At 40.6% G+C, this 14,357-nt stretch carries 13 protein-coding genes; all 13 read right to left on the reverse strand.

Features of this window, described 5'->3' with window-relative positions:
• Window positions 1-508 precede the first annotated feature (508 nt).
• Entirely contained in the window at window positions 509-1,411 is a 903-nt protein-coding gene (gene rsgA / locus ACHCNF_RS03240; RefSeq protein ID WP_408071363.1) for a ribosome small subunit-dependent GTPase A, read from the reverse strand.
• 16 nt (window positions 1,412-1,427) lie between these two features.
• On the reverse strand, window positions 1,428-3,440 hold the full coding sequence (gene pknB, locus ACHCNF_RS03245) for a Stk1 family PASTA domain-containing Ser/Thr kinase (RefSeq protein WP_408071364.1): 2,013 nt from the start codon (window positions 3,438-3,440) through the stop codon (window positions 1,428-1,430).
• Window positions 3,437-4,180 (reverse strand): Stp1/IreP family PP2C-type Ser/Thr phosphatase, encoded by a 744-nt coding sequence (locus tag ACHCNF_RS03250; RefSeq protein ID WP_408071365.1) that lies wholly within the window; start codon window positions 4,178-4,180, stop codon window positions 3,437-3,439. The genes pknB and ACHCNF_RS03250 overlap by 4 nt, the downstream gene beginning before the upstream one ends.
• A 168-nt stretch (window positions 4,181-4,348) precedes the next feature.
• Window positions 4,349-7,417 (reverse strand): beta-galactosidase, LacZ type, encoded by a 3,069-nt coding sequence (locus ACHCNF_RS03255; RefSeq protein ID WP_408071366.1) that lies wholly within the window; start codon window positions 7,415-7,417, stop codon window positions 4,349-4,351.
• A gap of 112 nt (window positions 7,418-7,529) precedes the next feature.
• A complete protein-coding gene (locus ACHCNF_RS03260; RefSeq protein WP_408071367.1) occupies window positions 7,530-8,381 on the reverse strand; it encodes a carbohydrate ABC transporter permease in 852 nt (283 codons plus the stop codon).
• The gene (locus ACHCNF_RS03265; protein ID WP_408071368.1) at window positions 8,374-9,267 is read right to left on the reverse strand and encodes a carbohydrate ABC transporter permease; all 894 of its coding nucleotides are present in this window, start codon (window positions 9,265-9,267) and stop codon (window positions 8,374-8,376) included. The genes ACHCNF_RS03260 and ACHCNF_RS03265 overlap by 8 nt, the downstream gene beginning before the upstream one ends.
• 84 nt (window positions 9,268-9,351) lie before the next feature.
• Window positions 9,352-10,782, reverse strand: a complete 1,431-nt coding sequence (locus tag ACHCNF_RS03270) for an ABC transporter substrate-binding protein (protein WP_408071369.1) — start codon at window positions 10,780-10,782, stop codon at window positions 9,352-9,354.
• Between the two features lie 374 nt (window positions 10,783-11,156).
• Complete coding sequence (locus ACHCNF_RS03275) at window positions 11,157-12,098, reverse strand: helix-turn-helix domain-containing protein (RefSeq protein ID WP_408071370.1); 942 nt, start codon at window positions 12,096-12,098, stop codon at window positions 11,157-11,159.
• A gap of 112 nt (window positions 12,099-12,210) precedes the next feature.
• On the reverse strand, window positions 12,211-12,795 hold the full coding sequence (gene pssE, locus ACHCNF_RS03280) for a PssE/Cps14G family polysaccharide biosynthesis glycosyltransferase (protein ID WP_408071371.1): 585 nt from the start codon (window positions 12,793-12,795) through the stop codon (window positions 12,211-12,213).
• Window positions 12,792-13,253 carry a PssD/Cps14F family polysaccharide biosynthesis glycosyltransferase gene (pssD, locus tag ACHCNF_RS03285; RefSeq protein ID WP_408071372.1) on the reverse strand — a complete coding sequence of 154 codons (462 nt, stop codon included), beginning with the start codon at window positions 13,251-13,253 and terminating at the stop codon, window positions 12,792-12,794. Before pssD ends, pssE begins: the two co-directional genes overlap by 4 nt.
• Before the next feature lie 35 nt (window positions 13,254-13,288).
• A complete protein-coding gene (locus ACHCNF_RS03290; protein WP_408071373.1) occupies window positions 13,289-13,756 on the reverse strand; it encodes a S24/S26 family peptidase in 468 nt (155 codons plus the stop codon).
• The gene (locus tag ACHCNF_RS03295) at window positions 13,753-14,022 is read right to left on the reverse strand and encodes a PqqD family protein (protein ID WP_408071374.1); all 270 of its coding nucleotides are present in this window, start codon (window positions 14,020-14,022) and stop codon (window positions 13,753-13,755) included. Before ACHCNF_RS03295 ends, ACHCNF_RS03290 begins: the two co-directional genes overlap by 4 nt.
• A 43-nt stretch (window positions 14,023-14,065) precedes the next feature.
• The gene (locus ACHCNF_RS03300) at window positions 14,066-14,323 is read right to left on the reverse strand and encodes a hypothetical protein (RefSeq protein WP_408071375.1); all 258 of its coding nucleotides are present in this window, start codon (window positions 14,321-14,323) and stop codon (window positions 14,066-14,068) included.
• Window positions 14,324-14,357 lie beyond the last annotated feature (34 nt).

The raw sequence follows: 14,357 nt of genomic DNA on the forward strand, positions 1-14,357 counted from the left end.
TTTTCATTTTCTTCTTTTGGTAGCATGTTTACGCCATCACATGCTATTTTCCGTGCACGAGTTAACTAATTCTAGCAATAAAAAAAATGCTGCACTTATCAATTATTGCAGCAATCTTGCTATTTATTGCGATTTATTACCAATTTCTTTGTGCACTTTTTATGTGATAACTGTATAAAGCCCTTATTTTATGAGCATTTTACACTATTATAGACGCTAAAAAGAGTAATTCTTAATGTTTTATTAAGATTTCTCGATCGCTCCTAAATCTGATTCCTTATGGATATCTTTGTACGAACATGATGCAGGAAGCCAATTAAAAATAATCTAAGATTTTTTTAAAAACATATTGACATATGTTACATAAATGTTACAATTGTCTTAGTTGTATGAGTTGTAACAACTTATGCAACAATATCATTATTCCAAACTTTTTTATTATATTTTTCACGAAAACGGAGTAACAGCCCCCAAGTCTGTTACTCCGTTTTTGGTTTTATAAGAGCATTTATCTATATACCGGTTTCATATTTTTCAGCTCTTCATATATTATTTTGTAATTATCGTACCTTACTCTCGATATCTCTCCTGCTTCCAGCGCAGTCTTGACGCCGCAATCAGGCTCTGCTATATGGCTGCACCCTCTGAATCTGCAAGAGGGCTCATAGGGTTCAAACTCCGGGTAATACTGAGCCAGCTCCTCTGCCGTAATATCTTTAAGTGCTAGAGAAGTGAACCCAGGAGTATCGAATATATATGTGGACTGATCCTCATCAGACAGCGAAGAGATATAGAACATTTCTGAATGTCTTGTCGTGTTGCGCCCTCTGGCAATCTTACGACTAAGTTCTCCTGTCTCCATAGCTGCCTCAGGATGAAGCTTATTCAGAAGAGAAGATTTACCGACTCCGCTTGGTCCTGCCACAACAGAAGTTTTTCCTCTAAGTTTCTCACAAAGTCTGTCTATTCCGGCACCTTCATGAACGCTTATAAAGATAACCTCATATCCGCACTTTTCATAAGCATCCATAAGTTCCTGCTGTTCCTCTTTTGAAGCAATGTCCTGCTTGTTAAAGCAAATGATGACAGGAAGTCCGTTCCTTCTCATTTGGATCAGAAACTTATCAAGTACATTGTAGTTCGGATCAGGTTTTACTATCGCAAACAGAACAACCGCCTGGTCGACATTTGCGACCGGCGGTCTTATAAGCTCATTTCGCCGGGGTAATATCTTAGTGATATTACCTGTTCCGGCCTCTTCATCAATTATTTCAATATCAACATCATCACCAACAAGCGGCTTTATATTGTCTTTTCGAAAAATGCCCTTAGCCTTACATTCATAAACACTCTCGCTTCCTGTGTTTACATAATAAAAGCCTGCAATTCCCTTAACAATCCTACCTTTCATAGATACCCCTGCAAAATCAATTTTCCTGATTAAATGTAACAGCTCTGGTAACTGTAAACTCCTCTGAGGTGCCACCGACTATATTGCCATATTCATCAGTTGTAGCAGGGCTCGTAGCTGTGTAAGTAAATGTTATCACTCCGGTAGCCGATGTAAGTCCCGTGCGCACTACCCCTGTGATAGGGAAAGATGCCGTTGTAGTATCAAGTAAAGATGTACCATCAGCAGTAACAAATGAAACGTGAACCGATACTCCATCAGTGTAATTCTGTCCCTCAGTAGGCGCTGCTATATCACCGGAGAAGCTGTAAGAAATACTTGTAGGCCCAATAGACTTCTCAATATCTATTGCTGTTCCGGGGTCAACCATCGTTCCAACAGGTCTGCTCTGAGCAGTTACCACATCTACCCCGTAGGTATCATTATTGACATCTACCACACGTCCCTGAATAAGTCCTGCTTCAGAGAGAGTCGCAATTGCTTCATCAATTGTAAGTCCCACAAGATTAGGAACTGCGACCCTGTTGTCAGTCACAGAAGAAGCTGCATTAGCGCTGCTCTCTTCCGTGCTCGAAGCTGCAGAAGTACTAGCCTGTGCCTCAGCACCTTTGCCTGTACTTACTGTAATCTTAACAGTAGATCCGCTCGCTGCATAAGAACCACCTTTGGGCTCCTGAGATACAACAGTATTCTTTGCAAGAGTGCTCTCATCATCATCCACTCTCTCAAATTTAAAGTTCTTATCCTTAAGTGCTGTTACAGCTTCAACATAAGATAGCCCTTCAACGTCCGGTATCTGGATTCCGTTGGCAATCGTAGTCGCATCACCATCTGCCTGTGTGATAACCTCTTCTTCAGTTGTACTGCCAAGGATTCCCAGTGATCTGCCCACAAGAATTATAACGATGATTCCTACAAGAACAGCACCAATCATGGCAAGTGCTATTGTCAGTCTCTCAATGCGATTACCCTCGCCATAAGACCTTCTGTCATAATCCTCATCCTCGTCTTCATCCTCATAGCTGTCTCCGCGACGCCTGATATATTCCTTCTCACGTCGCTTCTGAGCCTCATACTCACGGATGCTTTCTTCATTAAGCCTCATCCGTTCAGTATCACTCATACTGCCAATGCTCCTGGATTCCTCCTCGGTAGCAACTCTGGTAGCGCCCTCTTCGTCAGGATCTACAAGATTAACAAAATCCTCATCGGGTGTTATCAGTGATCTCTTGAGGTCTGCAATGAGTTCAGCTGCACTCTGATATCTTCTGTCAGGACTCTTCTGACAGCACTTCATTACTATCTTCTCAACACTGATCGGAATCTCATCGCTAAATTCTGAAGGAGAAGGTAACTCCTCCTGAATATGCTTGATGGCAATAGCTACAGTAGTATCTCCATTAAACGGAAGTCTTCCTGTAAGCATCTCAAAAAGTGTTATTCCAAGTGAATAAACATCACTTTTGGCATCGGAATATCCACCCCTTGCCTGTTCCGGAGATGTATAGTGTACAGATCCCATAACATTAGAGGTAATGGTGTTGCTGGTTGCAGCCTTCGCAATACCAAAATCCGTAACCTTTACTTTGCCCTCTTTGGAAATAATAATGTTCTGCGGCTTAATATCTCTGTGAATGATATGATTATTGTGTGCTGCTTCAAGTCCCATTGCAACCTGAATTGCAATACTTACAGCCTCCTTCACAGACAGCCTTGATTTTTTTTCTATATATCTCTTAAGAGTAATTCCGTCCACAAGCTCCATTACAATGTAATGAATTCCGTTCTCATCTCCAACATCATAAACGTTTACAATATTGGGGTGCATAAGCCCTGCAGCTGCCTGAGCTTCTACTCGGAATTTTGAGACAAAGTTATCATTCTCGGAAAATTCCTGCTTCAGTACTTTAACCGCAACGGGTCTGTTTAACTTGTGATCTTTTGCTCTATATACATCAGACATACCGCCGGTTCCTATTTTTTCAAGGATCTCATAGCGGTCGCCGATCATCATTCCTATTTTAATCATTCAGCTCCTCCGTCAGCAAAAGGCTCAATCAGGATAACAGCGATATTGTCCTTACCGCCATGCTGGTTTGCCATATCCACTAACTTCTGTGCCTTCTCAATAATATCTCTCTGGCCACTGACAATCATGCGAATCTCCTGATCCTCCAGCATATTTGTAAGACCGTCGGAACACATGAGCACGATATCCCCCTTTTCGAGCTCAACGTTAAAGAAATCCACATCTACAGTATCATCAGCACCTATAGCACGAGTGATGATATTCTTCTCTTTATGCGTACGTGCTTCCTCAGGGTCAAGACCGCCTGCGCGAACCATCTCCTGAACAAGTGAATGATCTCTGGTAATCTGTCTAATGTCATCGCCTATGACATATAATCTGCTGTCCCCAACATTCGCAACCTGAAGGTAGCGCCCCATTACTGTTGCAGCAACAACAGTGGTGCCCATTCCATAGAGGTGTTCATCCTCTGCAGCCTTGGCACGGAGTTTCTGATTTGCAATCTTAATCGCATTCTCAAGTATTCTGACAGGATTCTGTTCAAATGATTTTTCAATCTCCTCCACCATGGTGTTAACGGTGAATTTCGAAGCATAATCCCCCGCATTGTGACCACCCATTCCATCAGCCACAATGAATACGTTTGACAAATTACCGATTCTTCTTTCGGAGGAAAAAACGTAATCCTGATTTAGTTTTCGTTTCTGACCAACGTCAGTTATGGAAAAAGTCTTAAGCAAGGATGCCTCCGATCAATAAATTATTTTTGGCATATAGATTTTCATAATTTCGTTCAAAAATGAACCTATGCCAATTTAAAAATATACCACAAAATAGGCGTTTTGACAACAATTGCCAAAACGCCTTTCAATTTTTGTTATTTGCTCCCGGTTATGGAAGTGAAACATTCAGATCCCCTTAAACCAGAAAGTGAACTTTAAGTCTTTTTCTGCAGGAATTCTGTACTCAGGATGAGGTCTTGAGCCCCAGCTATCATCTCCGCCTACTCCAAGCTGCTGCATGGCAGCTCTTACTACGGTGTAGTGAACAGCAGGAAGTTCAAAGTCATGCATTGCATTTTCCATCTCATGAGGAGTAAAGGATAGTGCACTAAAGGAAATATTATCTCCAAAGAATTCCATTCCTCTTCCCTTCAGATCCGTAACCTTAGCCCATCGAACCTCGCACTTGTTGCCGCATTCCTGTGGCACAAGGTATTTAGCCATGTTATCTGCTACCTTATTGGCGTAGATTCCGATTTTACCTCCGCGCTTTCTGTCCTCATAGGTTTCCTGCGGTCCAAGTCCGTACCAGGTGAGATTGTCATAGTCAGCATTTAGCTTAAACAGCATGCCAAACTCCGGCATATCCGGAAGTCCCTTAACACCATCGTAGGTTAATTCGGTTTTTATGGTTCCGTCTCCAAAGACCTCATATGTAACTCCGCACTCAGACTCAGGTGAAGTAGGAAGATAATATCTGTAAGCTATCTTAACACTGTTCTTTTCCTCGGTAACCTTTGCAAAATGCATTTTACCATCAGGTTTTCCTAATGCGGAAGGATACATGCTGGCAATCTTCCACTGTGCATAGCGCTGCTGCATTCTGCTACCATTATCGTTATCATTTGGCGCTCTCCAGAAATTTGGCGCAGGAGCTTTTTCTATCATCTCTCTACCTGCGTAAACATAAGAGACAAGTCCCGGTCCCAACAATGAAAACAGTGCAGTAAATTCATCACCGCGAACACCGATATTATTGTTTCCATGCACAACAGTAAGCTTATCTGTGCATTTAAAGGGCTTTGCAATCTTTCTAAGAACAGTCTGTCCAAAAGCAACCTCATGGCCGGCATTTGCCCAAAGCGTGTTTTCTTTTAGACTAAAGGAAACAATAAGCACAAACTCAAGGTTTCCATTCGTAAGCGCATAACCATTTTCATATTCCATCATGGTCTCATTTATCACTGAAGGAATACTAAAGCTCTTGGTGCTTAGAGGCTTAACCTCAATTTCCATCATGGTCTCGCAGATTTTCTCACCATTAGCCAGAAGCGTAAGCTTTGTATCAAAAGAATCTGTATTAACAAAAAGGTTCTTATTAATTACCTTGAACTTTGTCTTTTCAAATACCACAGAAATATTCTGGTAATTAAACTTAACCTCCTGCATCTTGGGTGAAGGATTCCTGTCGCCATATGCGATTCCGTTTCCACTGAAATTATAGTCAGTAGGTCTGTCGCCAAAATCTCCGCCATAGGCTTCGAAGTACCTGCCATATCTATCCTTTTTCAGAATACTCTGGTCTATATAGTCCCAGATGAATCCGCCCTGATACCTTGGCTCAGTATCAGTCAGATCTGTATAATAATGCATTCCACCGCAGGAGTTGCCCATTGCATGAGTGTACTCGCAGCAGATAAAGGGCTTATCTTTTTCCTTTTTCAAGAATTCCTCTATCGCTTTAACCGGTGGATACATCTGGCTCTCCATGTCTGAAGTATCATTGAATCTTCTGTCATGGAATACTCCCTCGTAATGAACAAGCCTTGTGCTATCATGTTCCTTAAAACGTTTGCTCATTGCATAAGGAACAGTTCCGCCATTAGCTTCATTACCGATTGACCAGATCAGAATGGATGGATGATTCTTATTTCTGTGATAACAGGAATCTATCCTGTCAAGAAGCATCTCTTTCCATTCCTCTTTGTCTCTTGGAACCACATAATCAACAGATACCTGTCCCCTCTCATAGGGTTCCCAGGTTCCATGAGTCTCAAGGTTACTCTCAGCAATCATATAAAGACCGTATATATCGCAGAGCTCATAAAGCCCACTATCATCAGGATAATGACTTGTTCTGATAGCATTGATATTATTCCTTTTCATGGTAACAATATCCTTTATCAGCTCGTCCCTATCCGGTACGCGACCATTTATGTGACTGAACTCGTGACGGTTAACCCCTTTGAAAACTATGCGCTTGCCATTAAGGAGCATGAGCCCATTTTTCATCTCAAATCTGCGAAGACCAACATTCTGGCGAATCACTTCGCACACAGCCCCCCTCGCATCAGTGATTGTAAGGAACAATTCGTAGAGATTTGGCTCTTCTGCGCTCCAGAGATAAATCTTCTCAAAATCACATTTTCCTGTAGTTACACCAGATTCAGATAGCGGTATTTTTCCCTCCAGAACTTTTTCACCTTTATAGGTGAGCTTAAGTTCCATCATTCCGCTTCCTGAAGTAACTGCGCTTATGTTAAGGCTTGCTGTCTTAAAATTATCAGAGAGATCAGTCTCAATTTTCAAATCAAAAACATGAGACTTCGGCACAGCAAAGAGATAGACACTTCTGAAAATACCTGAGAATCTAAAGAAATCCTGGTCCTCACACCAGCTGCTTGATGTCCACTTAAAGACTCTTACAGCAAGCTTATTTTCGCCTTTTTTAAGAGCGTCAGTAAGATCAAACTCAGAAGGATCAAAGCTATCCTCGCTGTAACCAATATATTGTCCATTTAGCCAAAGAGCGAAACCACTCTCGACTCCCTGAAAAGATATACTGATTTTCTCTCCTTTAAAATCCTTAGGGATAGTAAAAAGCTTCACATAATCAGCAACAGGATTAAACTTTTCAGGAATCTCTCCCGGTTTTAATTCTTCTAAACCATCCCAGGGATACTGGACATTTACGTACTGCGGTTTGTCATAGCCTTCCATCTGAATATGGGCAGGAACATTTATCCTGTCCCATCCTGATGTGTCGTAGCCAGTTTCCCAGAAATCCTTTGGTGCATCATTTACATTTTTGGAATAATGAAAATGCCACACTCCGTCAAGACTAAGTCTGTAGCTTGTTTTCCCTGTCATCATCTCTGAAGCAGATTTGTATGCCACGTGGTCAGAATGTGCAGGTAGCCTGTTTTGCTGAAAAATCTCAGGATTTTTAACTATCTCATAATTAAACTCTTTCATAAATACTTCCCTCAATAATCGACCTAAGGGGTACCGCTTGCGGTGAATTCCTTAGGTCAGTACATTGTATTCATATCTGGTTTTACACTATCAATTTTCATAAGGAGCGTTTTTATTTAACGGCACCTGTAATTCCTTCTGCAAACTGTTTCTGCAGTACAAAGAATATGATCATTGTAGGTAATGAGCAGAATAAAACGCCCATCATTAGCATTCCGTAATCAACAGTATATCCGTTAGACATATTGGCAATAAGTATAGGCATTGTCTGAGCCTTGTTCTCTGTAAGTACTACTCTTGGCCACAGATATGCATTCCATGCATTCATAAATGTAATAACCGCTGCTGCAGCATAGGTAGATTTCATAACCGGCATATACATACGATAAAAGATAGCAAATTCAGATAGCCCATCTATTCTTGCAGCTTCCATGATATCCACAGGGAAATTACGGCTGTTCTGTCTAAACATCATGATCATGAAAGGTGTAGATACTGCGGGAAGAACGAAGCCCCAAACCTCATTCAGGAAGTGAAGCTTACTCATCATCCTGAACATAGGAATCATAGTTGCAACACCGGGTATCATCATAGCCATCAGAAGTATTGCAAAAAGGAAGTCCTTGCCCTTGTCGTGATAAAGCTCAAATCCGTAGCCTGCAAGTGAGCATATAAAAATACATAATATTGTCTGCACTGCAGCATAGGTAAAGGAGTTGCCCATGAATCTCCAAAGTGATGCCCCTGCTCCCTGAGCCTGTGCAGTACTTAAAAGGTTTTTAAAATTCTCGACTGCCTGTGTTCCAAACCAGACTTTTCCTCTTGCAACATCTACTGTAGCATTAGTAGCCGCTGTCACCATCCAGAAAAGTGGGAATACTGAAAACAGTGAAAAAAGTGTAAGGAATATATAGCTTGGTATAAGTCTTCTTTGAATATTGGATCTGTTCTTTTTATTAGTCACGTGTATCACCTACTTTCAGATTGATAAAAGCAAGGATAGCAACCAAAATGAAGATAAAGAATGACATTGCGGATGCATATCCAAAATTAGCAACACCGGTACCAAACGCATTGTTATATACATAATGCGACATCGTAATTGTGGTATTTGCAGGACCACCATTTGTCAGGTTGACTGACTCATCAAAGAGCTGCAGTGTACCATTTATTGACATGATGAAGGTCATTATTATAACAGGTCTAAGAAGAGGAACTGTTATATGCCAGAAAGTCTTCCATCCTGTTGCGCCATCAATTTTAGCTGCTTCATAAACAGAATATTCGATGTTCTGAAGACCTGCCAGAAAGAATACCATGTTATATCCGGTCCATCTCCAGATAAGTGCGAAGATGATTACAAATCTGGCTGTATCAGTCTGGCCAAGCCAGTTAATATTTTCACTGATAAGTCCCATATTCATAAGAGTCATATTTACAAGACCTTGCGTAGCAAAAAGTGTTCTGAAAATAAGAGCGTAAGAAACCAGTGAAATAGCACATGGCAAGAATACCATTGTTCTAAAGAGACCCCTGAATTTAAGATCTTTATTATTAAGGAGCTGAGCAAGAAGTATTGCCAGCACCAGCATTATCGGTACTTGAATTATCAGATACAAAAAAGTATTGCCGACAGACTTCATAAAAGTCTTGTCCTGAAACATACGGGTATAGTTGAATGTAATGGGATTAGCCCATTTCATAGCAGCCGCAGAACCAGTCTTAAAGGACATGATCAGGGCTGAAACCATTGGGTAAAAACTGAATATAAATATCATTATGGATGCAATTGCAAGAAACATCCAACCGGCTGTTTTCTGTTTTGCAGTAACGGATTTTCCTTTTTTCATCCTAGATGCTCCTTTTCTTTATTTTACAAAACCGGGGATCGGAAAATCCCGATTCCCCGGTTAAACAATTACCGTAATTAAAAATTAGTTCTGTGAACCTGCGATTTCAAACTCAAGCTGTTCCTGAGCTGCCTGAATCTCAGAATCAATATCATTACCATTCTGTACATTTGTGATAAGTGTATTTACAAGTGTACGAAGGTTGTAATGGAAATCACTCTGCTGGATTACAGGAACATTAGCGCCCATCTCAACGATGTCAGCGTAGATAGCCTGACCATTAAAGTAATCAACGCCCTTAGAATACACTTCAGACTTACCTGCTGAGATGCATGTTGTGATAACGCCACCATCTGTAAGTGCTGCATCGTAAGTTGCGATAGCTCCGTCTCCGCCGCCAAATGTATAAGCAAGGAATGCCTTAGCAAGTTCAGGCTTTGTACAGTTAGCTGTTACATAGAGAGAAGATCCGCCGTTAGCTGCGTAGCCTTCTTTTCCACCATCGATGGTAGGAAGTGTTGTAATAGCCCACTTACCACTGTTGTCAGCAACTTGCTCGATTGTAGGAATGATCCAGTTACCGTTCATAACGCCTGCAACCTGATCGCCCTGGATAGTCTGGTCTGTATACTCACTCCAGCTGTTAGCAAGAATGATAGAACCATCATTAGCACCCTGTACAATAACTTCGATTATCTTCTTAAATTTCTCATTGCCTACAAGATTGGGAGTTGTGTTATCTGTCCACTGTGACTCACCCTCTGCCTGAAGCATCATGTAAGGAAGGTCATCGCCTGAGTGATCCATAGAAAGGAGTGCCTTACCTGTCTTATCATGTACATCCTTAGCAATCTCAAGCCATCTGTCCCAGGAAATGCCTGTTACATCAGCAAGTGAATAACCGCACTCTTCAAGGATGTCTGTACGATATGCAAAAATTGCAGTTCCGTTATCAACAGGTGCTCCGTAGTGCTTACCGCCGATGGTGCTGTAGGAAATCTTCTCTGCTCCAAGATTGGACCAGTCAATTCCTGCGTCATCGATATCTACCCATGCATCCGGATAATCAGCTACAAACTTCTGAATGTAATGATCCTGGAAAAGAACGATATCAGGAAGTGTGCTGAAGTCGCCTGCAGCTGCAGCAAGTGTAACTGCCTGCTCAACATCTGTTGAGCCTGACTGTGTAATGATGTTCAGTTTGAACTCAGGATCAACTGTCTGATAAGCCTTCTCAGCTGCTCTAAGAGCAGGAATATTGAAGTTCTCATCCCATGCATAAACTGAAAGTTCATGCTCACCTTCTGATGCAACATCAGCTGTAGGAGCTGCTGCTTCTTCAGTAGTCTCAGCAGTAGCATCTGTGCTCTCTGTCTGCTCTGTTGTCTCTGTGCTCTGTGTAGCGTCTGTAGCGTCGTTTGTTGTTGCTGTGTCTGCCTTGTTCCCGCCGCAACCTGTGATCATGGAAAGTGTCATAGCAGATGCAAGTACCATTGATAATGCTTTTCTTTTCATTATTATGTCCTCCCTAATGAAAATAAATTATTATTCGTACCTGATTCATTTCTTAAGATTATGTCAGATGAATTTTAGGCATTTTGACTGAAATAATCTCTTTTCGAATCAAATCTATGTATATTATACCAATAGGGCAAAAAAATAATGCACATTTTTAAATTTAAAATGTGCATATTCGACCATTTATGAACAAATTTTGAACAGAATATTAAGAAAGTTAAAGGGTTAAGTATGCGCAGTTGAGCCATTGCTATCCCTTTAGTGTATAAATTGTGTTATTTAACGAAAATTTAAGTATAGGTTACCAATATTTCCACACTTTATAGGTGCATGGTTGTAAATTATGCTGGTTATGTTAATGGCAATTAGTATTACCAACCCTTAAGTGCATGGATGTTGTAGTCCAAGAGCTTTCCTGCGTAGTTTTCCTTGTTCTTCTTCCACTGGTATGGGGAAGTTCCCAGATATTTTTTGAAATTCCTGTTAAAAGTGGACACATTGCCAAAGCCACACTCAACAGCCACAATTTCCATGGAATGATCAGTTCGCTTCATAGTATCACACGCTTTCTGAACACGAACCAGATTAAGGTAATCCATAGGTGACATATTGATAATGTCGACAAAAGTGCGCCTGAAATGAGTCTCACTCATGCTACATGTATTAGCAAGATCAAGAGCACGAATCTCCTCAGCGTACTTATCCTCAATGTACTCTATGGCAGGCTTAATGCTCATCATATCTGCACCCGTCTCCCTCTCGATAAGAGTTGGTGACTCAGCATCCATAGACTTGTGCATTCTCATTATCATAAGTGCAAGAGTATTTATTAGGTTACGCGTCGTATCTTTGTAGTAGGGCGCCTTATCCCTCATCTCCTCCAAGATACGCTTGATTATCTCGGCTATCTCCGGTTTTTCTGCAGCACCAATAAGATCAGCCCTCTTATTCAGGATAGCAACTGCCTCTTTCTGCTTTGGCATGTTATCAGGATATAGCTGCTTTGCAACCTCTTCAACGTCAAAGAAGAAATACTCCCAGAAATTCTCGATTTTACTGTTAGTTGTATGTGGATAATTTTGAGGAATAACAGAGAACATATCTGTCTCATATGGACTGGTCTTCTCATCTAATATCATCACTCCATTACCGTATCTGCAATAACCAACCTCAAACAGATTATGGAAATGAAGAGTGTTATCAGCTTCACCGTAGACCCTTATCCATTTCTCCCCAAGGAGAGCTAAGCAGCTCTGCCCCTGAGGGACCTCGTAGAATCTGAATTCTATAGTTTGTTTCTTTTTTCTTCCCATTATTTCCCCTCACAATAACAGATTACTCATTATAGAAAATATCACAAAAGCGTCTTTTCAGTAAGAGCCTAACCTTCATAAAAGTTAGTCACTTCTCAAAAGACGCTATTATTTAAATTCCTTTATGTCTATCAATTTCCTTATCGCTTAGATTCTTGGGTCCAAGTGCAAAGAAATTTTTTATTCGCTTTGGTAAAGGCCATGTATGTTTTATAGGCTCTGTCTCTTCTTCTATGCATTCCAAAACCAGTTCTTCTACCTTATGTTTTGGTTCAATAAACTTCTTGAAGTGGTATTCATTTGCATGGTTAATCATATACTCTAAGTACTCAACATTCATACATATGAGTACACATTTAAAATGCTTAAGCGCCCATGCAGCTTCCATTTGATGGTCATCAACATGCTCATGATATTCCTTCAGTCTGGGTACCACTATAATCGGCTTATTATGTTTAAGTCCCTGCATTATAGTACCTACACCACCATGGAGGATAAGTAATTCACTCTCATCTATACATTTAGAAAATAGCTCACGATCCATGAACTGATGGCATTCGCAATTCTTAGGAATGTATGTTGAATTACCATACTGAACCACAAACTTTTTGTCCGGCATTCTGGCAGCAAGAATTTCAACTTGTTTCATGAGCCTATCCATCTGAAATTTCTGCGTACCTACCGAAACAAAAATCAAAATATACCGCCTCCAACTACTGCTTTGTCATATTCTCGAGACAGCTCTGGCCATTGTACTATAAACCTATTTACATGGTTATATAGCAACCTACCTGTGAGAGATAACTCATTTACTCTGGCAAATGATTCAATAAAAATGACTTTTTTACCCATCCACTTTGCTATTCTGCAGAACGGATATGAAATGAGAGCTCCGGTAGAAATAACACAGTCAGGCTTTTCTCTGAGAATAATATACCACGCTCGCACAAACAGAATCAAAAACTTTATCGGAAAGAAAAACTCTTTTCTGTTAACTTGCATGACATAGTAATTAACGTCATAATTTTCCCCGTAGGTCTGAAAATCATTAAACTCAGTAACCCAACAGCAGTCGTACTTTGAAATAACTTTCTTTAACCTTGTGAGCTCTTCCATATGTCCCCCGGAAGAAGCTACCATTAATACTTTTTTCAATATAATCCCCCATAAATAATCCAACTACTTAGTTCTCATACTCTACGTAAAAACCTATAAATCTTTATAAGTTTTATTCTAAATGGTCTCATCAGCAACCATACCTCGTGAAAAAATCTATAAGCTCCCCAGCTACAAGAATATTCACGTCCGTTCCTAATGAAACTCTCAGCCACAGCAAGTACCTGCTCTCTTTTTAGCGGTCCTTCGATATCCTGTTGGCTTTCACCCAAAAAATAAATCCCCGATTCATCCAAATGATGAATTGTATGTGTAACATATATGCCGTCATCTCTGCGATAAAGACATATATCACCGCGTTTAAGCGGTCTGTTAATCTCTGTCAGAACAAGGCTGTCGCGATTCCCCACAAGCAGTGGATACATACTAAAACCAAATGGTCCTATTTTTATCTTCTGCCCCTGAGATAACCTCTCCAAATAAATTGGAATCCAGGCATCTGTGGGAATCATTTTATCGCGATCCCCCGATTGTTCCATCATGGCTTAATGACCCCAAGACTCATAGCCATTTCTATAAACTCTGTAAGATCAGTCTCTGCAGTCTGCCTATCAACATCATATTCTTCGAGCATCTTCCCCAAGAGCTCATCTTTTGACATGTCTTTTTCTTTTAAAGAATTGATGATGAACAAAGCTGTTTCATTTAAGTCAGTCATCTTGTCCACATCCATAACTTTGGATCCTGTAGGTACAAGGAAAGACTGACCTGCGACTTCACATACAGAAAATTCTGTGTTGTATTTCATATTACATTACCTGATCTATCCGTCAACACTCATCAACATAACATTAGTAGCTATGTTTTATTGTCCACTTGGGTCCCCAGTAATTAACATACTCACAGTAACTCACAGAATATATCCCACACCAAGTCAATACATAGTATTCAACATAACAACCATGTTTTTCCCCGCCTTCATTTTTTGAAGTCTTTTTGGTACACTGAAGGCCATATGTCCCTGCCATCACGTTGCCGTATGCATATACTCCCTCAAGGGTTCCTTCCATAGATGAGTTAAGAACCGGCTTAACATAACTTTTCTTCATTACTCCACTCCTCTGAAAATTAATATTAAATTTT

Origin of the sequence: Butyrivibrio sp. NATIVEDY162 (assembly GCF_045999815.1) — a bacterium.
Taxonomy (GTDB): domain Bacteria; phylum Bacillota; class Clostridia; order Lachnospirales; family Lachnospiraceae; genus Butyrivibrio.